This is a genomic window from Williamsia sterculiae, assembly GCF_900156495.1.
Taxonomy (GTDB): domain Bacteria; phylum Actinomycetota; class Actinomycetes; order Mycobacteriales; family Mycobacteriaceae; genus Williamsia_B; species Williamsia_B sterculiae.
Map to the genome: position 1 here is coordinate 119,076 of NZ_FTNT01000010.1, position 22,096 is coordinate 141,171.

Here is a 22,096-nt window from a genome sequence, read left to right on the forward strand (position 1 = left end):
AGGGGTGTTATTCCCCCGGCCTGCGGTTCTGCAGCGGGATCACCGGCAGGTGATCGGCGATCTCGCCCGCTCGCGACCCCGACGCAGTCAGCTCTCCGCGCGCCGCCGCGTCCTCGACGCCGAGCAGCCCCCCGGCCAGCAGCAGCCAGGTACGGGGATCGGTCTCGACGACGTTCGGTGGGGTTCCCCGGGTGTGCCGAGGGCCGGGGATGCACTGCACCGCGACGAACGGTGGCACCCGGACCTCCACCGATGCCCCGGGAGCGTCCTGGGCCAGCGCGCGGGCGGTCAAACGCACCGCAGCGGCGAGGGCGGGACGCGGCGGGGGTGGCGCGGTGTCGTCGTGCAGCCACTCGGCGACGGCGAGCATCGCGTCCCGGACCTCAGCGGCGTCGACGGGCTTCTTGTTCGGCATCGAGTGCAGTGTGCCCGCCGGCCCGGACGGCCGGTGATGGTGGCTGCCGCTCTCGTCACACGTGCAGTCCGGTGAACGGCGCGACCGGGATGTTGCGGATCACGAACCAGACGGCGATCACCACGAGTGTGACCGCCGGGGCGTACCGGAGGTGTTGCCAACCGGGCAACCGGCGACCGCGGACCCGCCCGACGATCCAGGTGACGTACGCGGTCATCAGGAGCACCACCCCGACCAACGCGACGGCGTTGTAGTGCAGGGCGGCGGGCACGTCGCCGTGCAGCAGCGCGTAGATCATCCGGCACCCGCCACACCCCGGACAGTCGATACCGAAGAGCGCCTTGGTCGGACAGACCGGGATGATCCCGCCCGGGGTGGTCGGATCGGCGAACCAGATCGCGGCGCACCCGGCGGCGGCCGCGACACCGACCGCCGCAGGCGCGGCGAGCGCCGTGCTCACCGCGGCCGGGCCGCGCGGCGGCTCCTGCACGGTCACAACGTGGTGGTGGTGGAGTATTCGGTGTCGGGAAGGTCGTTGATGTGGTCCACCAGCACGACGAACAGGACGATGTAGACGACGACAACGATGAGGATGATCAGGGCGCCGGACACGGCACCCCAGATCGCCCACTTCTTCGCATCCGCGGAGGCCTTCTGCGCACCCGCCACATCACCCTGCGCCCACAGGGTGTTGACCGACCCCGCCTTGACGATGGAGACGATCCCGAACGGCAGGCAGCACAGGATGGTGGTCAGGATGCCCCACACCATGTAGTTCTCCGGGGGTGGGCCCTGCGGCGGCCCGGGCTGCCACCCGGGTGCGCCGTAGGCGGGTTGCCCGTACGCCGGCGGCTGGCCGTAACCCTGCGGCTGGCCGTACGGGGGCTGTTGACCGTATTGGGGTTGGTCGTACGGGGGTTGGTCGCCGTACCGGGGTTGTTCACCGTCGGGTTTGTCCCACGGATTGCTCATCGGGTGCCGACTCCCCTCCGGTATGTGAAGAACAGATCATCACCCTACATAGCCCGGCATCGAGGTGACACGATTGCGCGATGGGCACCGATGTGAGCAGCCGCGAGTTCACCCGCGACGACCGCACCCGGTTCCGCGCACAGGTACACCGCGGAACCGACGCCATCGCCCGGATGCTCGCCGAGAACATGTTCACCGACCACGGGCGGCCACCGGAACCGCTGCTCGGCATGGAGGTGGAGCTCAACCTCATCGATCGCGCGATGAACCCCGCCATGGCCAACACCACCACTCTGGCCGCCATCGCCGACCCCGACTATCAGACGGAACTGGGCCAGTTCAACATCGAGATCAACGTCGCGCCACGACCATTGGTCGGTGACGAGACCATCACGTTGGAACAGGCACTGCGGTCGTCGCTGAACCGCGCCGAGCGACAGGCCGCAGCCACCGACACCCACCTGGTGATGATCGGCATGTTGCCCACCCTGCGCACCGAGCACCTGGGCCACCAATGGATCTCGGCCAACCCCCGGTACGACCTGCTCAACCAACAGATAGTCGCCGCTCGCGGTGAGGACATCGAGATCGACATCGATGGGGTTCCGCTGGCCGACGAGCGGGTCGGCGAGCGCCTGCACACCACCACCGACTCCATCCTGCCCGAGGCCGCATGCACCTCGGTCCAGCTGCACCTGCGGGTCGCGCCGGAACACTTCGCCGCGCATTGGAATGCGGCTCAGGCGATCTCGGGGGTGCAGGTGGCGGTGGCCGCGAACTCGCCGTTCTTCGCCGAACACGCGCTGTGGCACGAGAGTCGCATCCCGGTGTTCGAGCAGGCCACCGACACCCGGCCTCTGGAGCTGAAGAATCAGGGTGTGCGACCGCGGGTGTGGTTCGGCGAGCGCTGGATCACCACCATCTTCGATCTGTTCGAGGAGAACACCCGGTACTTCCCCGCGCTGCTGCCGGTCTGCTCCGACGACGACCCGCTCCGACAACTCGACGCCGGGGAGGTCCCCGGCCTCGACGAGTTGCGCCTGCACAACGGCACGATCTACCGCTGGAACCGGCCGGTGTACGACGTGGTCGACGGCCATGCGCACCTGCGGATCGAGAACCGGGTGCTTCCCGCCGGTCCGACGGTGCTCGACACCATGTCCAACGCCGCCCTGTACTACGGGATGGTGCGTGGTCTGGTGGATGCCGATCGTCCGCTGTGGTCTCGCATGTCGTTCAACGCGGCGTCCGAGAACCTGCACTCCGGGGCACGCGACGGCCTGGACGCGCAACTGTACTGGCCCGACATCGGATGGGTGCGTCCGGACGAGCTGATCCTGCGTCGGCTGCTGCCGCTGGCCGATCGCGGTCTCGACGCCTTCGGGGTGAGTGACAAGGCCCGGTCCCGCTACCTGTCGGTCATCGAGGGCCGGTGTCTGACCCGGCAGACCGGGGCCGCCTGGCAGCGGCAGACCGTCTCCGCCCGCGAGGCCGCGGGTGACAGCCGCCCACAGGCCCTGGCAGGCATGCTCCGCGATTACGCCGTGCTCATGCACGAGGGCGAGCCGGTGCACACCTGGCCGGTGTGAGGCGAGGTGTTCCACCGCGCGATCTCCCGCGGGCGGGCCTAGGCTCGGCAGGTGAGCTTTCCGACGGACACCGGCGTGTTCGGACCAGACGACCTGGACCGCTTGATCTGGTTCTACGACATGCACGGATACGCCGTGCTACGGGGCATGCTCACCGAGCCCGACGTGGCTACCGTCGAGAGTGAATGCCGAGCAGCACAACTGGCCGTCGTCGACGGTGGTCTCGACCCGCGCCACGGATCCACGGTGTTCCTGGACGAGGTGGGTAAGGCCGAGAAGTTCGCCAACTACGTCGAATACGTCAACGAGCTCTCCGGCGGGGTGCGATCGGCCGTGGAGCACCCCCTGTTGATCGCCCTGATGCGCCGGATACTCGGGCCCGATGCCTGGCTGCGGGCACACGAGCAGTTCGGGGTGGTCTACCAGGACGCGCGGCCCGGCAGGGAATCCGGGTACAGCCGCATTGGCTGGCACTCGGATTGGCAGGCCAGTCCGAGTCTGGACGTGTGGCCGTCCACGGCCTTCACCGTGCACATCGACGGGACCAGCCCGGCCAATGGCTTCCTACGGGTGGTGCCCGGTAGTCACCTGTGGGCCACCCCGGCCCCCTACCGCAACATCAACGGCGTCAGCGTGCCTGCGACCGCCCGGTCCACCGGCGGCCGCACCGACCGCACCTCGCCCTTCGCCATGCCGCTGGGGTTCGACAAGGTTCCCGGTGAGGTGGGTGTGTACGCCGACCGCGGCGACATCATCCTGCACGACTGCTACCTCTGGCACTCCGCGGCCCGTGCCACCGATGACACCGCGCTACGGCGCCACGTCCGCGGCGGATTCTTCGGCGGAGTGCGGCCACCGGTCGGGGTCGAGGAGTTCATCAAGAACGCCGCGCGCTGATCTCGTGACCGGACCTGTCGCGGCTGCGGATGTCGCTTCCGGGTTCGCGGTAATCGTGCAGCGCTCAGCCGGATCGGGGCGTGAGCCGGGCGAACCGCGCGGGCGTGGTCCCGACCAACCGCGTGAAATGTCGGTTGAGGTGCGACTGGTCGTGGAATCCGACGGCCGTCGCCACGGCGGCCGGGCTCTGCCCGCAGAGCAGCATTTTCCGAGCGAGTTGCACTCTGCGGCTGATCAGGTATCGGTGTGGGGCGATTCCGAACTCGCGTGAGAACGAGCGAACCAGATGGGTCTGTTCCGCGTGGAGAACGGCTGCTGCTTGATCAAGGGTGACGCCGATGGGGATCCGACTGTCGATGAGGTCGCGCAGTGATCGCGCCAACGACGAATCGACACACCCGACGGACTCGCCGACGCTGTTGCGCAGGTGCTGTTGTGTCCGCTCCAGGATGAACGCCAGCCGGCTCTGCGCCTCCAACTCATCCCCGGGCCGCGCCAGCGCCGAGTGCAACGCGTGCACACGATCACGCAGGCGCGCATCACGCAGGGCGGGGGTGTCGACGGCTGAGCCGACACCGTCGAGCATCGACCGCTCGAGGTAGAGCACCCGCTTGCGAAAACCCGACGCGGTGACTGCCCGTCCGTCGTGCGGCACATGCGGCGGCAACACGGTGACGACCTGCTGCATCGCTCCGTGTTCGCGGCCGTCCAGGTCGTACGAGATCGCGCCGGAATCGACGATCAGCAGAGTCCACGAATCGTGGGTGTGCCGTGGGTATGCGTAGTCGACGAAACGAGCGTGGAATACCTCTTCGATCCCCTTGACGGCGGGCCGCCACGCTCGGACGTCGGACTCCTCATCCACGCCAAGAACGTACAAGACATGACCCCGGTCCGCGGCTCACGATCGACCGATGGAGACAGTCGAGGACCCCCGCCCCATCCCTGTTCGCCCCGCTTCCAAGATCGCGGTGCTCCTCCGCGACGACCTCGAGGTCTGGCAGCGACTCAACATCACGTCCTTCCTGACCAGCGGCATCGCAGCGGCGAACCCCGACGTTATCGGCGAGCCGTATGTGGATGCGGACGGAACCGATTACCTCGCGATGTTCCGCCAGCCCGTGCTGGTGTTCGCGGGCTCTGCCGAGACGCTGGGAAAGGCACGGTCGCGGGCATTCGAGCGCTCCGTGCGGATATCGATCTTCACCGCGGACCTGTTCTCGACGCGCAATGACCACGACAATCGGGCCGCGGTGCGTGCCGTCGGGCGAGCGGACCTCGACCTGGTGGGCATCGGCCTGTACGCACAGCGCAACATCGTGGACAAGATCGTCAAAGGGGTTCACATGCATCCATGACTCCGGACCCATTCCTCACGAACCCATCCTTCAGGAGCCTCGTCCTTCACGGCCGCGGACCGCTGATCTCGGGCCCTTCCTACAGCGGCGCAGCATCGCAGTGAGTGAGCCGATCGGGTCCTCGGGTGCATGCGGGGCTCGCCATTCGCGCCACAGCGCCATCACCCGGAAGGCGAATGCGACCGCGGTACCGGCGATCAGGCACGCATTGTCGGGTACGCCGTTGACGTGGAGGACGACGGTGGTCGCGGCACCGCCGAGGGCGGGCAACACCAGCAGGTCACCGTCCTCTAGCAGCAGCGGCATCTCGTTGACGAGGATGTCGCGCAGGATTCCGCCCCCGAGCGCCGTGGTGATGCCGATCAGTGTGGCCGCGAAGCCGCTGGTCCCGAAGTGCGCGGCCATGAGCGCGCCGGACGATGCGAACAGCGCGACGCCGAAGGCGTCGAGCACCAACACCATTCGTCGTAGCCGACCGAACTGCTGGTGCAGCACGAAGACGACTGTGGCGGCGGCCGCGGCGACGGTGAGGTTCTCCCAACCCTGGAACGTGTCGGGCGGAGTCTTTCCCAGTAAGAGGTCGCGGATGATGCCTCCGCCGAGACCGGTGACCAGACCCAGTGTCCACACCCCGACGACGTCCAGGCCCCGGCGTACCGCGATCAGCGCACCGGAGGCGGCGAACAAGGCGATGCCCGCGTAGTTCAAGACCGTCAGCAGCAAGCGCTCTCCTCACCGGGCCGACCGGCAGCACCGGTGTGCGGCAGACCCTCAGGCGGTCGGGGTCTCCACCGCCGCCGGAACCGGTACCGCCGCATGGCCGAACAGGGCGGGCAGGGTGGCCTCGTGGGTCGCACGCAACTCGTCGAGGGTGATGCTGAACTGGTCCTGCACCTCCACGGAGTCACTGCCCTGATCGACGACACCGATCCGAACCCACGGCACACCGCGGGCGCTGAGCATCCCGGAGAAGCGCGACTCCTCGGTGCGCGGTACTGCGACCAACACTCGTCCCGACGACTCCGAGAACAACGCCACGAACGGGTCGACACCCTCGGGAAGAATGATGCGACAACCGGTTTCACCGGCGAGAGCGGCCTCGACGACGGTCTGGAACAGACCGCCCTCGCTGATGTCATGGGCCGCGGAGACCAGGCCGTCCCGCGACGCCGCGACCATGATCTCACCGAGGAGCTTCTCCCGGTCGAGATCGACGGTGGGCGGCACCCCACCGAGGTGGTCGTGGGCGACCTGCGCCCAGATCGACCCGTCGAACTCGTCGCGGGTGTCGCCCAACAGGATCAGCGTCTCGCCCGGTTCGGTACCCAGCCCGGTGGGGATGCGCCGGTGCACGTCGTCGATCACGCCGAGCACCCCGACCACCGGGGTCGGCAGGATCGCCGTCGCACCGGTCTGGTTGTAGAAGCTGACGTTGCCGCCGGTGACCGGGATGCCCAGTTGTGCGCAGCCGTCGGCGAGTCCGCGAACCGCCTGCTGGAACTGCCACATCACCGCCGGGTCCTCGGGTGAGCCGAAGTTCAGGCAGTTGGTGACCGCCGCGGGCGCCGCGCCCGAGACCGCTACGTTGCGGTAGGCCTCGGCCAGCGCCAACTGGGCACCGCGGTACGGGTCGAGGTAGGTATAGCGACCCGACGCATCGGTGGCCAGCGCGATGCCGCGGCCGGTGCTCTCGTCGATGCGCACCATCCCGGAGTCGGCGTGCTCGGCGAGAACGGTGTTCCCGCGGACGTAGCGGTCGTACTGCTCGGTGATGAACTTGCGGCTGCACAACGCGGGCGAACCGAGTAGTCGCAGTGCCGTCGCCCGCAGTTCGCCCGGTGTCGACGGCCGGTCGAGTCCGGCTGCGCCGTCGGCGATCACACCGTCCTGCCAATCGGGCCGCGCCACCGGACGCTGGTACACGGGGCCGTCGTGGGCGACGGTGCGTGGTGGGACATCGACCACGGTCTCGTCGCCCCAGGTGATCACCAGGTGGTCGCCGTCGGTCACCTCGCCGATGACCGTGGCCAACACATCCCACTTGCGGCAGACGGCCATGAACTCGTCGACGTTGCCGGGGGTGACCACCGCGCACATGCGTTCCTGTGACTCGCTGGACAACACCTCCGCGGGGGTCATTCCCTCGGCCCGCCGCGGCACCTGGTCCAGCCAGATCTGCATGCCACCGTCACCGGCCGCGGCCAGCTCCGAGGTCGCACAGGACAATCCGGCACCACCCAGATCCTGGATACCGACCACCAGCCCGGCGTGATACAGCTCCAGACAGCACTCGATGAGCACCTTCTCGGTGAACGGGTCACCCACCTGTACCGCGGGCAGCTTCTTGCGATTCGGACCCGATTCGTCTCCGGAGTCGTCGAAGGTCTCCGAGGCCAGCACGGACACGCCGCCGATACCGTCGAGACCGGTGCGCGCGCCGAACAGGATGATCTTGTTGCCCGCACCGGACGCGAAGGCCAGGTGCAGGTCCTCGGTACGCAGTACGCCCGCGCACAGCGCGTTGACCAGCGGGTTGCCGTTGTAGGAGGGGTCGAAGACGGTCTCGCCACCCACGTTGGGCAGGCCGAGGGAGTTGCCGTAGCCGCCGACCCCGCGGACCACCCCGTCGACCACCCGGGGCGTGTCGACGCCGTCCGCGGCGCCGAAGCGCAGTTGGTCCATCACCGCGATCGGTCGGGCACCCATGGCCATGATGTCGCGGACGATGCCGCCGACCCCGGTCGCGGCACCCTGGTACGGCTCGACATACGAGGGGTGGTTGTGCGACTCGACCTTGAACGTCACCGCCCACCCGTCGCCGATGTCGACAACCCCGGCGTTCTCGCCGATGCCCGCGAGCATCGACGCCCGCATCTCGTCGGTGGTGGTCTCACCGAAATACCGCAGGTGCACTTTCGACGACTTGTAACTGCAGTGTTCTGACCACATCACCGAGTACATCGCCAGCTCGGCGTCGGTGGGTCGACGTCCGAGGATCTCGCGGATACGGGTGTACTCGTCGTCCTTGAGGCCGAGCTCACGGTAGGGCTGGGCGACCTCGGGGGTGTCGGCGGCCTGGGACACGGTGTCGACCTGTGGAGTCACCGGACCAGTGTATTGGTGTCGGTCGGATGGATGCGGCGGGGCCGCAGGTGGGACGTGGTCGTCGGATACGGCCATGCTGACCCTCTAGGCTGTGGGCACCGCACACACGCCACGTTGGGGGGCTGCACCGTGACCGACGTCAGGAAGGCGCGTCAACTGTTCGACCTGGGGGTGTTGTCACTCGGCATCCCGGTGGACGGTCAGGTCACGCGCACCGATGCCGATCAGGCGGCCAAGGCTTTTCTGCGGGCCAGCGAATGGGACGCCGACATGGGCGATGCGTGGCTGGGTCGGATGAGCACCGGCGATCGCAGCCCCGAGGTGGTGCTGCGGTTGTACCGGGCGCGGGCGAGCATCGGCCGCGAACAGCGCAGGCTCGGCCTTCCCGCCCGCACCTTGGCCGGTCGATTCCCCACCGGACGCTTCATCGACTATCCGCTCACCGACCCCGTCGAGGCGGCGACCGCCTACGCGGCCACCCTCATCACCGGCCGCGACCCCGCGGGTGCCGAGGAGGCGCTCGACGAGATCCCGCCTACCGCGGTCACCCCGATCGTCGATTACGTGCGCGCGGTGTTGCACCACAGCACCCAGCGCTGGCCCGATGTGTTGGCGGTGCTCCGAGGTTCCGAGCGGTGGGACGACCCGTACATGAAGGCGGGTGCCGACGTGATGGTCGGCGAGGCATGTGCCGGTCTGGGAATGTTCGCCGAGGCCGCCCGACGCCTGGAATCGGCCGAGCAGGGACCCATCCCACAGGCCGCCGACAGCGCGATGTTCACCCGCGCGCTGGTGCTGCGCGCCCAGGGTGACGAGCAGGAGGCGCGGGCGACGTTGCAGGCGGTATACGCCCGCGACCCATCGCTGACCATGGCCGAGCAGGCACTGCGTAACCCGCGGATCGGGATCCTGGTGACCACGCCGGAACGGATCGCCGAACGCACCGACCGGTTCGACCCGTCGTCGGCCCCCGAGCCGGTGGCCGACGGTAGCCCGGGTGCGGGTGAGGAGTCGCTGCTCGCCGAGGCCCAGCAGCAGCTCGACGATCAGATCGGTCTGGAGTCGGTCAAGACGCAGGTGGCCAAGCTGCGGTCGGCCGCGACCCTGGCCAAGGTGCGCACCGAGAAGGGACTGTCCAACAGCTCCCGCAGCCTGCACCTGGCGTTCACCGGTCCCCCCGGGACGGGTAAGACGACCATCGCGCGCATCGTTGCGAAGATCTACTGCGGTCTCGGCCTGATCAAGACCGACACGGTGGTCGAGGCGAGTCGCCGCGACCTGGTCGGCGAGCACCTCGGTAGCACCGCGATCAAGACGTCAGCCCTCATCGACTCCGCGATGGACGGGGTGTTGTTCATCGACGAGGCGTACACCCTGGTGCAGTCGGGACTGTCCGGCGGTGACGCGTTCGGCCGGGAGGCGGTCGACACGCTGCTCGCCCGGATGGAGGACGACCGCGACCGACTGGTCGTCATCATCGCCGGGTACGACCACGAGATCGACCGGTTGCTGGCCACCAACGAGGGGATGGCCTCGCGGTTCGGCAAGCGGGTCCGGTTCGACTCCTACACACCGTCGCAGCTGGCGCGGATCGGCGAACTGATGGCACGCAGACGGCAGTCCGTCCTCACGGCCGATGCGGAATACGAGCTGGAGAGCGCCTGCGGGCCGCTGTACCACGACGTGCGCCCCGATGCGTCCGGCAGCGCCCGCCGGGCGATCGACCTCGCGGGCAACGGTCGCTTCGTCCGCAACGTCATCGAGACCGCCGAAGAGGAACGCGAATACCGGCTCACCAGTGGCGACGTGGACGTGAGCACCCTGTCGGAGGACGATCTGATGCGTATCGAGGGCGCCGACGTGCGGTCGGCCGTCGCCTCGGTGCTCAGCGGTCTGCGCCTCTGATCGCGGCCAGCACGGTCTCGGCGAGTTCGGCGCGGCAGATCACCAGATCGGGGAGGTAGACGTCGGGCCGGTTGTACGCCAGCGGCGCTCCGTCGATCCGGGTGCACCACAGACCCTGGGCGGCGGCCACCGCGACCGGGGCGGCCGAATCCCACTCGTACTGCCCACCCGCGTGCACGTAGGCCGCGGCCTCACCACGGACGACGGCCATCGCCTTCGCACCCGCCGAACCGAGATCGATCACCTCACCGTCGATGGCAGCGGCGACGGTGTCGGCGACAGCGGGCGGTCGCGAGGCACTGACCACCACCCGCGGCCGTTCGCCGGTCACCGGCAGTAGACCCGTCGTCGCGGGCACCGGTACGCCGTCGCTGCGGTAGGTGATGCCGAGCGCGGGCAACGCGACCGCGCCCGCGGTCAGTCCGGCACCGCGTTCCCAGAGTGCGACGTGCACCGCCCAGTCGTCGTGACCGCGTTCCCGGAACTCGCGGGTGCCGTCGAGCGGATCGATGATCCACACCCGGTCCGCGGTGAGCCGGGTCCGGTCGTCCACCGACTCCTCCGAGAGCACCGCGTCGTCGGGCCGGGCCTCGGCCAGTCGGGCGAGCAGCAGGTCGTTGGCCGCGGTGTCACCGGCGTCACCGAGTTCGCGGCCGGACAGCGGACTGCCGGCGCGCAACTCGACCAGCAACTCTCCCGCCGCTGTGGCGAGTTCCGAGGCCAACTCGACGTCGGATGACGGTGCGGTCCATTCCGGTGCGGATGTCGACATGGATGTCATGGTCGCAGACGGCAGGCGATCGCGGCGGCGACGTCGGCTCGGTCACGACCGACTCCGCGCGCCCGACGATGAGAAATGCGCTGCGCGGTGGTCTGTACCCGCGAGACGATCGACCCGACCCCGAGGAGACCACGATGACCGCCTACGACGCACCCGACACCGCCCCCATCTGGCTGGACCTCATGAGCTCCGACCCGGCGACGGTCGCACCCTTCTACTGCGAGCTGTTCGGTTGGGAGGTCGAGGATCCCAATCCCGACCTGGGCAACTACCAGAACTTCCGCCGCAACGGAGTGCGGGTCGCCGGGTTGATGCCGACGATGAGCCCCGAGGCGCCCGCCGATGTGTGGACCATCTATCTGCGGGCAGACGACATCGCGGCGAGGGTCGCCGCGGTGAAGGAGGCGGGAGGTCAGGTGTTCATCGGACCGCATCAGGTGGCCGATCTGGGACATCTCGCAGTGCTCGCCGACCCCGCCGGGGCGGTCATCGGTCTGTGGCAACCCGGCACCCACCGCGGGTTCCTCACTCGCGGTGAGCCGGGCACGCCGTACTGGTTCGACACCCTGAGCAAGGCCTATGAGTCATCGAAGACGTTCTACTCGGAGGCGTTCGGGTGGGAATACGACGAGCTGACGGGCGAGATGAACTACGCCCAGGTTCTCATCGGCGGTGAGGTCCTGGCGGGAATCATGCAGGCGGAGTCCATGCTCCCGCCGGAGTCACCCTCCTTCTGGCAGTCGTACATCACCGTCGACGACACCGCCGCCGTCCTCGATCGGGCGGTCGAGCTCGGCGGTGCGGTCACGATGTCTGCCACCGACACCCCCTACGGGATACTCGGGTCGCTTGCCGATCCGTTCGGCGCGAACATCACCGTGGCTGTGCCGCCCGTGCGGTGATGCGGTCGATGATCAACCCGGCGCCCAACCCGGCCGCCGTCACCAACGCGAGGATCGCACCGGCCAGTGCGACCACCAGCCCGGGACCGACGGCGAGGTCGACCGACGAGTTCATGGCCTCGGCCACCTGGGTATCGAACAGCGCGCCGCCCGGGTCGACCATGCACCAGATGGTGACAGCCATGGTGACCACCGAGCACAGCATCCCGACCGCGACCGCGAACAGCGACCACGCGGTGGCGATGTGAACGCGGCCGATCCGACGGCCACCCAGCCAAACCATCGCGGCGGCGACCATGATCAGGGCACCGGTGAGGACGGTGAAGGACCCGGGGTGGTTGGTGTATCGCTCGAGGAATGCCACATCGTCGGCGGCGGCACCGGGCACCGAGATCGATCCGGTACCGCTGACGCTGGGGTGGACGCCCTGGTCAGAGCTGCCCCACGTGAGGAAGCTGCAGACCAGGACGGTCAGTCCGCAGGCGGCGAGGACGGCGTCGAGGATGTGCGGGACGGCAGATCGGGTCACCCGTCCAGTGTGCCGGTGACACGGATCGGCGGGTCCGAGGGCCATTGTCTACGGTATGGGTCACCATCCCGTACGAGCTCGTTGCCCCGGAGAACCACATGCCTGCATCACTGGACGTCCTGCTCGACCCCGACCGCCGACCCGCCGTGGTGAAGGACCTGGTGGGTGTGATCGACGCCGAGGTGGCGGACAAGAAGGGATTGTCGGGAACGGCGGTCAAAGGTGGTTACGCGGCCGTCAACCGGGTGAAGAGAGGCATCGTCCCGGAGGCGACGGATCGCATGCTCGCCGATTTCGTCGAGGCACTCGAGCCGTTCTGGGCCACGAGGCCCGCGGGCGTCGCGTTCGGCGACCACCTGCACGACGAGGGTGACAAGGCCGCGGACGCGCTGTTGTCGGTCACCGACCGACGCGCGTCCTACGCCAAGCCCGCCTTGACGCGCGCGTACAACGCGTTGCGCCCCAAGGCCAAGGAGAATGTGATCGCGGCACTGCCCCGATTGGGCGCGGCGATCGAGAAACACGCGGGCTGACCCGCGGCGGGTCAGCGCGCGGACAGCAGCATCAACAGCAGCGCCGCGACGATCACCGCCAACGACGCCAACATCGTCATGACGCGGATGACGCGTACCCGTGTGCTCGGGCGACCGGCGACGGAATACTGGGTTGCCTGCGACGTGGCCATCGGTACCCACCTCTCGATGGTCGGGGTTCGACCGGGAAGTTGCCAGCTGCGCACCCCTGTGGTGCGTGTTACTAATGTGACATATGTGACATTGGGTCGCGCGGTCCGACGACCGCGTGTCGCGGTAACGATTGCACAACGCGAGCGAATCGAGAGCACGTGAAGGCGACCCGTGAACCGGTCGACCAGCGAATGTCGCTGCGTGCCGGTTGGCTGATGGTCGTGGTGTGCGGTGCGCTGAGTGTGGTGGTGGCCGCGATGGCCGCCCTGAACACGGCGCTACCCGAGATCGCACCCGCGCTCCGAGCGAGCTCGGATCAAATGACCTGGCTGATCGACGGCTACACCATGACCCTGGCCGCACTGCTGCTGCCGGCAGGTGCGATAGGTGACCGGTTCGGCCGCCGCGAGATCCTCGTCGGCGGCCTGGTGGTCTTCGCGGTCGCCTCTCTGCTGCCGATCTGGATGCCGGACGCGAGCCTGGTGATCGCCACCCGTTGCCTGGCCGGTGCCGCGGCGGCATTCATCATGCCTGCCACCCTGTCGTTGATCACCTCGGGTCTGCCGACGTCCAAACGGGCGCTCGGGGTGAGCATCTGGGCCGCCGTCGCGGGTGTCGGCGCGATCGCGGGCTTCTTCGTCACCGGTGTGTTGCTGCAGTTCTTCGGGTGGCATTCCATCTTCGTCGCGTTCGCCGCGTCATCGATCCTGCTGGCCGTGCTGTCCTGCACCATCGCCACCTCCCGCGACCGCGACCCGCAGCGGTTCGACGTGCTGGGGTCGGTGACGTCGGCCGCGGCGGTCGCACTCGTCGTACTGGGCCTCATCGAGGCGCCGGACCGTGGGTGGTCCGACCCGGTGGTGATCGCGGCCATCGTCGCAGGCGTGGCGCTCGGGGTGCTGTTCGTGATGCTGCAGTTGCGGCGGTCGACGGTGCTGCTCGACGTCCGGTTGTTCGGCAACCGGGCGTTCTCGGCCGGGTCGCTGTCGGTGCTGTTCCAGTTCTTCGCCTCGTTCGGCGCCTTCTACGTGGTGCTGCAACGCCTGCAGTTGGTGTTCGGGTACTCGCCACTGCAGTCGGCGGTCGCCCTGTTCCCGATGGTGATCACCGTCATGGCGTTCGCCCTGGTAGGGACGTGGGTCGCCGTGCGTTTCAACCTGCGCTACGTACTCACCGGGGGTACCGCGATCATCGGGGTCGGCATGCTCCTCCTCGGCGTCGTGGACTACCACGAGTACTGGACGCTGGCCGTGCTGTTGGTGGTGACCTCCATCGGTATCGGGATCAGCTCGGCGCCCGCGACCACGGCCATCATGACCAACACCCCCGACGACGACCAGGGCGTCGGCTCGGCCGTCAACGACACGGCGCGCGAACTGGGTGCGGCGATCGGGATAGCGGTGGCGGGCAGCATCGTCGCGGCCGGGTACTCCGCGCACATCGGACCGGTGGCCGACCGGGTCACCGCCGCGACGCGCGCACCGGAGGCCGGCGAGCACGTGCGCCGGTCGCTCGCGGAAGCCCTTCAGGTGACCGCACAGATCCGGCCGCGGGATCCGCAGCTGGCGGCCGCCGTCGCCGAACAGGCACAGCGGGCGTTCATCACCCCGATGGGACAGGCGTGCACCGTACTCGGCGGGGTGCTGCTCGTCGCCGCGGTCGTGATGCTGTTCCTGGCCCCGAATCGGATCTCGGACGGCGCCAAGTCGACGCCAAGTCGACGTCAAGAGGCACCGCCGACGCTGTAGGGCATGACCACGTCACCGCCCCCATCATCAGCGACCGCCCTGACCGCCCGACGCGACTCGAACCGGGCCGCTTCCCCCGGAATCGCGCGCGGCAGCGCCCTCGTCACCGGTGGTGTGCTGTACGCCGTCGGCAACGCACTGCATCCTGTGGAACACTCCGAAGCCGCGCACTCGGCTGCCACCTGGACCGCAGCTCACCTGATCTTCGCGGTCGGCGCGGTGCTGATCGCCGTCGGACTACCCGCCCTGCTGCCCCTGGGCACCTCCCGCTGGGCGGGGGCAGTCCGCGCGCTGCTGTTCGTCGGCTTCGCGGTGACCGTCCCGATCAGCTCGTATCACGAAGCGTTCGTGGTCACCCATGTCGATGCGGACGCGGGTACGGCCGTCGAGGGCGCGGCGAGCTGGCTGACCACACCACTGGGAACGCTGTTCCTGCTGGGGCAACTGTTGCTGGGCATCCACGCACTACGGCGCCCGAGCCCTGCCCTCGGCCGGATGTCGGGTGCGCTGGTGGTGCTGGCCACCCTGGTGATGGCCGTCGGCGGTTCGGGAGCGCCCGGCCCCGAGGGGATCTACATCATCCCGGCGACGGTGCTGATGGGTGCGATCTTCGCGGTCGCGGGTGTGAAGATCACCCGCGCGAGCGCACCCGCCGATAGTCTGGGGCAATCGAACCCTCGGTCCTGATCCGCGTACTGGGGCCCTTGCACGCCGAGATCGACGGTCGAACCGTCGATCTCGGCGGTCCGCGGCAGCGGGCCCTGGTGGCACGTCTGGTGGTCGCCCGGGGTCAGGTCGTGTCCACCGACCGCCTCATCGACGACCTGTGGGAGGGTGAACCACCACCCAAGGCGTTGGCCGCCCTGCAGGTCCACATCTCTCACCTCCGGCGGTTGTTGGAACCCACGCGGGTTCGTCGCGCACCGGCGCGCGTGATCGTCAGCACGGCGCCGGGATACGCACTGCACCTCCCCGATTCGGCCGTCGACGTCTGGGCCTTCGAGGCCGACATGCGGACCGGGCTCACCATCGCAGACCCGGGGATGCGGCGCACCGCGCTTCGCGCCGCCCTCACCCGATGGGAGGGCGAACCGCTCGGCGCCTACCTGTTCACCTCCTGGGCGACAGCGGGTGTCGACCGATGGGCCCGGCTGCACCGGGAGACGGTGCAGCGGCTGGCGGCCACGTGTTTCGACCTCGGCGACCCCGCCGAGACGGTCGCCCTGCTGCACGATCTGGTGCGAGACCACCCCGACGCAGAGGACACGGCCGCCCTGCTCGCGCGGGCGCAGTACCGGATCGGCAGGCAGGCGGACGCGCTGAGCACCTTACGCATGGTCCGGGCGCACCTCGTCGACGAACTCGGCGTCGATCCGGGCAGCGCGATCCGTGACCTCGAGGCCGACATCCTCGCCCACGCCGATCACCTCGACGCGCCCGAACGAACCGACCCGTCCGCACCGGCCGCGCCGACCAGCGAGCCCGAACCAATTCCCGCACAACAGGACACGTTGACCGGCCGCGAGGCTGAGGTCCGACGCCTCATGGACCTGGCCCGGGCGGTCACCGCGTCCAACGCGGTGCGGGTGGTGACCGTGGTCGCCGACGCGGGAAGCGGGAAGAGCACCCTGCTCCGGGCGGCAAGCGGCGTTCTGCGGCAGCGAGATTGGACAGTTGCGGTGGGTCACTGTCCCGAGGTCGACGGCGCGCCTGCGGCCTGGGCGTGGCACGACGTGTTGTCGGCGTTGGGTGCGAGCACCGACATCGGTGACGCCTTCACCGCAGCGCGGGCCGTGTCGGCGGGGATCTCTGCCCTCGCGGCCGATCGGCCGGTGGCGATCGTGGTGGAGGATGTGCACCGCGCCGACAGCGTGACCCTGCAGATCCTCCGGCAGGTGGTCGGCTGGTTGGCCGATCGTCCGACCCTGGTGTTGCTCAGCTATCGCCCGCACGAGGTGAGCGTGGAGCTCGCGGCCACCTTGGGTGCGTTGGCCGGGAGCGTCGTCGAACGCATGGAACTCGGAGGCCTGGGTGACGACGGGATCCGGCAGATCGCCGGTTCGGTCGGTCTGGACGACCTCGACGACACCGGGATCGCGCTGTTGCGTAGTCGCACCGGGGCCAACCCGCTCTACGTACGCGAATTCGCGACGCTGGTGGCGGCCGAGGGGTGGGCACGCGCCCGCAGCACGGTCCCGGCCGGGGTCCGCGACGTGTTGGGTCAGCGGATCGCCCGGTTGCCCGCGGGGACCGCGCGGATGCTGCGGATCGCCGCGGTGTGCGGTCAGAGCGTGGACGTCGACGTGCTGCTCGCCCTGTCCGGTGACGTCGAGGACGACCTGCTCGACGAGATCGACATGGCCGAGATCTCCGGGCTCGTCACGTCGACCCCGACCGGTCAGGTGCGATTCACCCACGTCCTCATCCGCGACACGGTCTACGCCGGGATCCCCGCCCTGCGGCGCGGCCGGATGCACTGGTCCGCCTTCGAGATCCTGTCGCGTCGCGACCCACGTCGGTTCGACGATCTGGCTGTACACGCCGCGGCCGGGGCATCCGAGAGCACCGCCGAGCAGGCACTCGACGTCGTTCGCGCCGCGGCCCGACGACGTGACGCACAGGGAGCCCGGGCCGACTCGGTCACGTTGTGGCGCAGCACCATCACCCTGCACGAGCTCGCCGGACACGATCATGCGGATGCCGAGACCGCCGACCGGCGCGCATTGGTGACGTCCCTGTGCGACCTGGTACCCGCGCTGGCCTACTCGGGAGCGGAGGCGCAGGCGCGTGCGGTCCGCGACCGCGCGATCACCCTGGCCGTGGCGATCGGTGACCCTCACCTCACCGTCTCGGCGCTGACGTCGTGGCGAGCACCGGTCATCTGGAGCACGCAGGTCCACCGGATCGCCGATGTCGAACTGTTGGATCTGTTGTCCCGGTACGTCGCCCGATCGAATGGTGTCGACAGGGTCCGACTGCTGACCGCGACCGTGTTCGAGGCCGAGGGCCACGATCTGACGCTGGCGTCGTCGGCCTCGGAGGAGGCGGCCCGGATGGCCAGGGAACTCGACGATCTCGAGGCGTTGTGTGCGGCACTGAACGCGCGGACGTTCATCGCCCTGGGTCCGGATCTGCGGGACGAGCTCCCACCGCTCGTCGACGAGTTGCTCGCAGCCGCCGACGCGGCGGACCTGGTCCCGTATCGAGCGCTGGGTCACTTCCTCGCGTTCCTGGTCGCCGCCCGCGCGACCGATCTCCCGGCCGCGCGGTCACACGTCGATCAGTCCCTCGAATCGGCGACCGGTGGTCAGGTCGCGCAACTGGCCGCCGTGTTGTCCGCGTTCGACGCTGTACTCGATGTGCTGCGCGGCGATCTCGATAGTGCGCATACGCGTTATCAGGCGCTGAGCCGACGTCTCATCGAGGCGGGTTCGGCCAACGGGGCGGTGCTCGGACTGGCCGGCGAGATCGTGGTCGGGTGGGCACGGGGCAGCATCGCCCATCTGGTGACGCCGCTGGCCCCCTTCTACGCCGAGGCACCTGACTCCGCGCCCTGGTTCTACGCGGTGGCCCTGCTCGACGCCGGAGAGCTCGGCACCCTGCGTACCGTCTACGACCGTCGCCATCCCATCAGCCGCGACTATTACTGGTCGGTGATGACCGTGTTCAAGGCGAAGGTCGTGGTCGCCATCGGTGACACCGACACCGCGGCCGAGGTCTACGACGATCTGGTCGCGGCATCCGGCACGATGGCGGGCCTCGACTCCGGATCGGTGGTGTTCGGTCCTGTCGACGATGCCCTGGCCGACCTCGCGCAACTCATGGGCGACCGGGATGCGGCCCGGCACCATCGTGACCGGGCCGCATCCGTGCGAGCCGCCGTGGCTCACGGCCTGAGCGTTCTCGACGGTTGAACGGAGCGGTTCACGGTCCGGCGATGACCGCCTCACGCCTGCGGTAGGACCGGCCCGCGGTCGCCAACACCACGCGGACCAGGATCCGCAACCCGATCCCGCCGTCGGCGAGTACGCGCTGCTGCTCGGCTTCGGTGGTGTGGGCGAGGAAGCGGGGGAACTCGAAGCCGAGCTTGCCCCCCTTCTTGGCCGAGTCCTCCACCGACTTCCACTGTGCGCAGCTGAGATACCCGGTGATGATCGGGAACACCGCGTGCTCCTCGTCGGCGATGTGCTCGGACAACACCCGGTGCAGGGTGTCGAGAGTATTCCGAAGCGGGGCCGCACCCCGTCGGACGTCGACGTCCGCGGACGCGACGAAGGCCGTCGACTGCTCGCGCAGCGCGTCGAGCAGCGGATCCAGGCCCGCGTGGTCGTCCTCGAGTTCGCGGAGATCCACCGCAGCACCGGCCTCGGTGCGGATCAGCGGCCACAGCACGTCGTCCTCCACGGTGTGATGGTGATGGATCGAATCGGCGAAGTCGGCCAGGTAGTCCCCGATGGCACGGGCCCGGCGGACCGAGCACGGCGCGCCGTTCTCGACATCGGCCAGAATCTGGGTGAAGCGTCGGGAATCGCTGATCATCCCGCGGTGGGCTACCTGCATTCCCAGCAGGTCGGGGGTGGCGGTCGTGGTGCCGGTGGTCGTCGACATGAGATGCTCCGTTCGTCGTGGGTCGTCACGGTGGTGTGTGGGGACCACCCTGCGTGGACGCACTTGCGAACGACTTGCAAACGACCTTCGGATGCCGGGAACTCGCGTCGGACCACCCACGGGTCGCGGTCAGCCGTCGACGGTCAACGACCTTCCCATCGCGGTTCCCGCTTCTCGGCGAACGCCCGGGGTCCTTCCCTGGCGTCGGCACTGCTCAACACCCTGACCAGCGCTTCCTGGTTCAGCTCCCACGCCCGGTCGTCCCACCCCTGCTCATCCTTGGCCGTCTCGTGCATCAGCCACTTGCTCTGCGCGACGGACACGGGAGCGTTGGCAGCGATGGTGGCGGCCAGTTCACGTGCCGTGTCGAGGGCGGTGCCCTGCCGGGCCACCCGGTTGACCAGGCCGAGTTCGTGGGCGCGGACCGCCGAGATCGGTTGGCCGGTCAGCGCTATCTCGTTGGCCACCTTCGGGGACACCTGACGATGGACCCGCAGCAATCCGCCTGCGGCGGCGATCAGTCCGCGTCGTACCTCCGGCAAGCCCAACGATGCGGTCTCGTCGATGACGGCCAGATCGGCGGCGAGGACCAGTTCGGTGCCACCACCGAGCGCGAAGCCGTTGACCGCGGCGATCACCGGCTTGGGTATCCAGTGCCGCACGATCCCGGCAAATCCGCGTTCGGGATGGTCGGGGTCGTCGATGCGGTCGCCTGCTGCCAACGCCTTGAGGTCCGCACCGGCGCAGAACGCGCGACCGGTGCCCGTCACCACCACCACGCGGACATCCATGTCCTGTGCGGCGGCCTCCAGCGCATTGCCCAGCCCCACCGCCAACGCGGAATTCACCGCATTGAGCGCATCGGGCCGGTCGAGGGTGATGACTGCGATGTGGTCGGCAAACTCGTACCGCACCGGGATTCCGCTGTCAGCCGCCATGAGGGCAGTCTCTCAGACCGACCGAGCCCGGAGCAGCAACTCGTCGCGTACCCACGTCGGTTCGATGACGTCGAACTCACAGTCGAAACGCGACGACCACAACGATCGCACCACATGCCGGCGGTCACCGAAACGCAACCGCACGCGGGTCACGCCGTCTCTCAGCGGCGCGGACTCGACGACATCGGCGTGCCCGGCCACCGAGTCCACGTCGTGAACGGCACAGTCGAGCGTCACCTCGAGTGATTCGAAACCCGCGCGGAATGCCTGACGACGTCGTTGCCACACCTCCTCGAGGTCGACATTGGGGTCACGCTCCGCGACCTCGTCCAGCACCTCCACCTCACTCATCCGCGACACGCGGTACATACGTTCCTCCCCCTCGACGGTGGCCACCAGGTACCAGACATCCCCGGCCACCACCAGCCCGATGGGGTCGAGCACGCGCGGTGTCGGGTCACCACCACGCGACCGGTACATCAGCCGCAGCCGACGGCCCGAGAACCCCGCCTCCTGGACCGGGGCGAGTGCGTCCAACTGTTCGGGAGCCCTCACGAATCCCTCGGGTCGCACCAGGATCCGCTGGGCGGCCGCGGCGACCTGACCACGATGAACGTCGGGCAGCGATGCCTCCAGCTTGCGTTTGGCACTCGCGGCCGCGGTCGAGTCGATGCGTCCCGCACCCGACAGCAGCGCGATGGCCTCACCGAGGGTGAGGCCGGACAGATCGGTGCGGTACCCGGGAACCAACGCGAAGCCGCCGTGTCGGCCGCGTTCGGAGTAGACCGGCACCCCGGACAGTGACAGCGCGTCGATGTCGCGGAGGACGGTCCGTTCGGAGACCCCCAACTCGGCCGCGAGTTCGGCAGCGGTCATCCGACCCCTCGACCTCAGGACCATGAGCAGGGACAAGAGCCGCTCGGCGCGCATACGTCGATGTTGTCAGAAATACCTGACAGTAGATGTCGTGTATCGCGTCTTGACTGGCAGATGACACCGAACCCGACCCGAAGGAGTCATCATGTCCATCCCCGACCCCCGCCCCAGCTTCACCTCCGCCACCGCATGGGCCGAGACGGTCCTCCGCGGCGTACGCGACGACCAGCTGTCGTTGCCGACCCCGTGCGCGGACTGGACGGTCGCGCAGCTCTGCGGCCACCTGGTCGGGACGGCGCGCCGGGCCGAGGCTCTCGCCGACGGCCGCGATGTGTTCACCGTCGACGCCTTCCCCGCAGTACACAAGGCCCAGCCGTATGCCGACGCCGCCGCTCACGCCCGCGAACTCTGGTCCGACGACGCCACTCTCGATGCGATGATGCAGGTTCCGTGGGGTCGCATCCCGGGCCGCGGCGCGTTGTGGGGCTATGTCAACGAGGCGCTGGTCCACGGGTGGGACCTCGCCGTGGCGACCGGTCAGCCGGCGTCGGCCGACCCGAGTGCCGCGGAGACGACGCTCGCCGTGGTCCGCAGTTTCATCACACCGGAGATCCGCACCGACGCCGAGGTCCCATTCGGCGCGGTTGTCGAGCCGCATCCGGACGCGGATCCGACCGAGCAGTTGGCCAACTGGTCCGGTCGGGACACCGAACCGTGGCTCGGACGGCGACGCGCGGCCGCGTCGGTGTGATACCCAAAACCATGCCATTGTCCAATGGCGCAGTGG

General features: G+C 68.8%; 22 protein-coding genes. 10 read left to right on the forward strand and 12 right to left on the reverse strand.

What is annotated here, in order from left to right:
* Positions 1–7: 7 nt before the first annotated feature.
* The 3 genes from BW971_RS15955 to BW971_RS15965 are packed head-to-tail and all read right to left on the reverse strand — an operon-like array spanning position 8 to position 1,387.
* The gene (locus BW971_RS15955; RefSeq protein ID WP_076481490.1) at positions 8–415 is read right to left on the reverse strand and encodes a sterol carrier family protein; all 408 of its coding nucleotides are present in this window, start codon (positions 413–415) and stop codon (positions 8–10) included.
* 55 nt (positions 416–470) lie between these two features.
* A complete protein-coding gene (locus tag BW971_RS15960; RefSeq protein ID WP_076481493.1) occupies positions 471–911 on the reverse strand; it encodes a DUF2752 domain-containing protein in 441 nt (146 codons plus the stop codon).
* Positions 908–1,387 carry a CD225/dispanin family protein gene (locus BW971_RS15965; protein ID WP_076481496.1) on the reverse strand — a complete coding sequence of 160 codons (480 nt, stop codon included), beginning with the start codon at positions 1,385–1,387 and terminating at the stop codon, positions 908–910. The genes BW971_RS15960 and BW971_RS15965 overlap by 4 nt, the downstream gene beginning before the upstream one ends.
* A gap of 80 nt (positions 1,388–1,467) precedes the next feature.
* On the opposite strand from BW971_RS15965, the gene BW971_RS15970 reads away from it, so the two are divergent.
* Entirely contained in the window at positions 1,468–2,976 is a 1,509-nt protein-coding gene (locus BW971_RS15970) for a glutamate-cysteine ligase family protein (protein WP_076481499.1), read from the forward strand.
* A gap of 51 nt (positions 2,977–3,027) precedes the next feature.
* The gene (locus tag BW971_RS15975) at positions 3,028–3,873 is read left to right on the forward strand and encodes a phytanoyl-CoA dioxygenase family protein (RefSeq protein WP_076481502.1); all 846 of its coding nucleotides are present in this window, start codon (positions 3,028–3,030) and stop codon (positions 3,871–3,873) included.
* 64 nt (positions 3,874–3,937) lie between these two features.
* Here the strand turns inward: BW971_RS15975 and BW971_RS15980 are convergent, their stop codons facing one another.
* Positions 3,938–4,738: an AraC family transcriptional regulator gene (locus BW971_RS15980; protein WP_076481505.1), complete on the reverse strand. Its 801-nt coding sequence runs from the start codon at positions 4,736–4,738 to the stop codon at positions 3,938–3,940.
* 49 nt (positions 4,739–4,787) lie between these two features.
* Between BW971_RS15980 and BW971_RS15985 the strand changes: the two genes are divergently transcribed.
* Positions 4,788–5,231 (forward strand): DUF2000 domain-containing protein, encoded by a 444-nt coding sequence (locus BW971_RS15985; RefSeq protein WP_076481507.1) that lies wholly within the window; start codon positions 4,788–4,790, stop codon positions 5,229–5,231.
* Between the two features lie 30 nt (positions 5,232–5,261).
* On the opposite strand, the gene BW971_RS15990 is transcribed toward BW971_RS15985, so the two are convergent.
* Both BW971_RS15990 and purL read right to left on the reverse strand, forming a co-directional pair.
* Positions 5,262–5,954, reverse strand: a complete 693-nt coding sequence (locus tag BW971_RS15990) for a trimeric intracellular cation channel family protein (protein ID WP_076481510.1) — start codon at positions 5,952–5,954, stop codon at positions 5,262–5,264.
* Positions 5,955–6,002: 48 nt separating this feature from the next.
* A complete protein-coding gene (purL, locus tag BW971_RS15995) occupies positions 6,003–8,336 on the reverse strand; it encodes a phosphoribosylformylglycinamidine synthase subunit PurL (protein ID WP_076481513.1) in 2,334 nt (777 codons plus the stop codon).
* Positions 8,337–8,465: 129 nt separating this feature from the next.
* On the opposite strand from purL, the gene eccA reads away from it, so the two are divergent.
* A complete protein-coding gene (gene eccA / locus BW971_RS16000; protein WP_076481516.1) occupies positions 8,466–10,241 on the forward strand; it encodes a type VII secretion AAA-ATPase EccA in 1,776 nt (591 codons plus the stop codon).
* Here the strand turns inward: eccA and BW971_RS16005 are convergent.
* Complete coding sequence (locus BW971_RS16005; RefSeq protein ID WP_076481519.1) at positions 10,222–11,013, reverse strand: 3'(2'),5'-bisphosphate nucleotidase CysQ; 792 nt, start codon at positions 11,011–11,013, stop codon at positions 10,222–10,224. The genes eccA and BW971_RS16005 overlap by 20 nt on opposite strands.
* A gap of 2 nt (positions 11,014–11,015) precedes the next feature.
* Between BW971_RS16005 and BW971_RS16010 the strand changes: the two genes are divergently transcribed.
* On the forward strand, positions 11,016–11,924 hold the full coding sequence (locus BW971_RS16010; protein ID WP_327201664.1) for a VOC family protein: 909 nt from the start codon (positions 11,016–11,018) through the stop codon (positions 11,922–11,924).
* On the opposite strand, the gene BW971_RS16015 is transcribed toward BW971_RS16010, so the two are convergent.
* Positions 11,896–12,453, reverse strand: coding sequence for a hypothetical protein (locus BW971_RS16015; protein WP_076481522.1), 558 nt, complete (start codon positions 12,451–12,453; stop codon positions 11,896–11,898). The genes BW971_RS16010 and BW971_RS16015 overlap by 29 nt on opposite strands.
* Positions 12,454–12,551: 98 nt before the next feature.
* Between BW971_RS16015 and BW971_RS16020 the strand changes: the two genes are divergently transcribed.
* Positions 12,552–12,986 carry a DUF6918 family protein gene (locus tag BW971_RS16020; protein ID WP_076481524.1) on the forward strand — a complete coding sequence of 145 codons (435 nt, stop codon included), beginning with the start codon at positions 12,552–12,554 and terminating at the stop codon, positions 12,984–12,986.
* 11 nt (positions 12,987–12,997) lie between these two features.
* On the opposite strand, the gene BW971_RS21535 is transcribed toward BW971_RS16020, so the two are convergent.
* Complete coding sequence (locus BW971_RS21535; protein ID WP_159441874.1) at positions 12,998–13,138, reverse strand: hypothetical protein; 141 nt, start codon at positions 13,136–13,138, stop codon at positions 12,998–13,000.
* A 192-nt stretch (positions 13,139–13,330) separates the two neighbouring features.
* Here BW971_RS21535 and BW971_RS16030 point away from each other — a divergent pair, with 192 nt between their 5' ends.
* Genes BW971_RS16030 through BW971_RS16040 form a run of 3 tightly spaced genes read left to right on the forward strand, consistent with a single transcriptional unit; the run spans position 13,331 to position 18,801 of the window.
* A complete protein-coding gene (locus BW971_RS16030; RefSeq protein ID WP_076481729.1) occupies positions 13,331–14,887 on the forward strand; it encodes an MFS transporter in 1,557 nt (518 codons plus the stop codon).
* A 3-nt stretch (positions 14,888–14,890) separates the two neighbouring features.
* A complete protein-coding gene (locus BW971_RS16035) occupies positions 14,891–15,574 on the forward strand; it encodes a hypothetical protein (protein ID WP_076481528.1) in 684 nt (227 codons plus the stop codon).
* A gap of 17 nt (positions 15,575–15,591) precedes the next feature.
* Positions 15,592–18,801 carry an ATP-binding protein gene (locus BW971_RS16040; RefSeq protein ID WP_083710140.1) on the forward strand — a complete coding sequence of 1,070 codons (3,210 nt, stop codon included), beginning with the start codon at positions 15,592–15,594 and terminating at the stop codon, positions 18,799–18,801.
* A 10-nt stretch (positions 18,802–18,811) separates the two neighbouring features.
* Here BW971_RS16040 and BW971_RS16045 read toward each other — a convergent pair whose 3' ends face one another.
* The 3 genes from BW971_RS16045 to BW971_RS16055 form a co-directional block, all read right to left on the reverse strand.
* Positions 18,812–19,495 carry a hemerythrin domain-containing protein gene (locus BW971_RS16045; RefSeq protein WP_076481533.1) on the reverse strand — a complete coding sequence of 228 codons (684 nt, stop codon included), beginning with the start codon at positions 19,493–19,495 and terminating at the stop codon, positions 18,812–18,814.
* A gap of 143 nt (positions 19,496–19,638) precedes the next feature.
* Positions 19,639–20,433: a crotonase/enoyl-CoA hydratase family protein gene (locus tag BW971_RS16050; RefSeq protein ID WP_076481536.1), complete on the reverse strand. Its 795-nt coding sequence runs from the start codon at positions 20,431–20,433 to the stop codon at positions 19,639–19,641.
* A 12-nt stretch (positions 20,434–20,445) separates the two neighbouring features.
* Positions 20,446–21,363: a helix-turn-helix transcriptional regulator gene (locus BW971_RS16055; protein WP_076481538.1), complete on the reverse strand. Its 918-nt coding sequence runs from the start codon at positions 21,361–21,363 to the stop codon at positions 20,446–20,448.
* A 91-nt stretch (positions 21,364–21,454) separates the two neighbouring features.
* Here BW971_RS16055 and BW971_RS16060 point away from each other — a divergent pair, with 91 nt between their 5' ends.
* The gene (locus BW971_RS16060; RefSeq protein ID WP_076481541.1) at positions 21,455–22,060 is read left to right on the forward strand and encodes a TIGR03086 family metal-binding protein; all 606 of its coding nucleotides are present in this window, start codon (positions 21,455–21,457) and stop codon (positions 22,058–22,060) included.
* Positions 22,061–22,096: the final 36 nt, after the last annotated feature.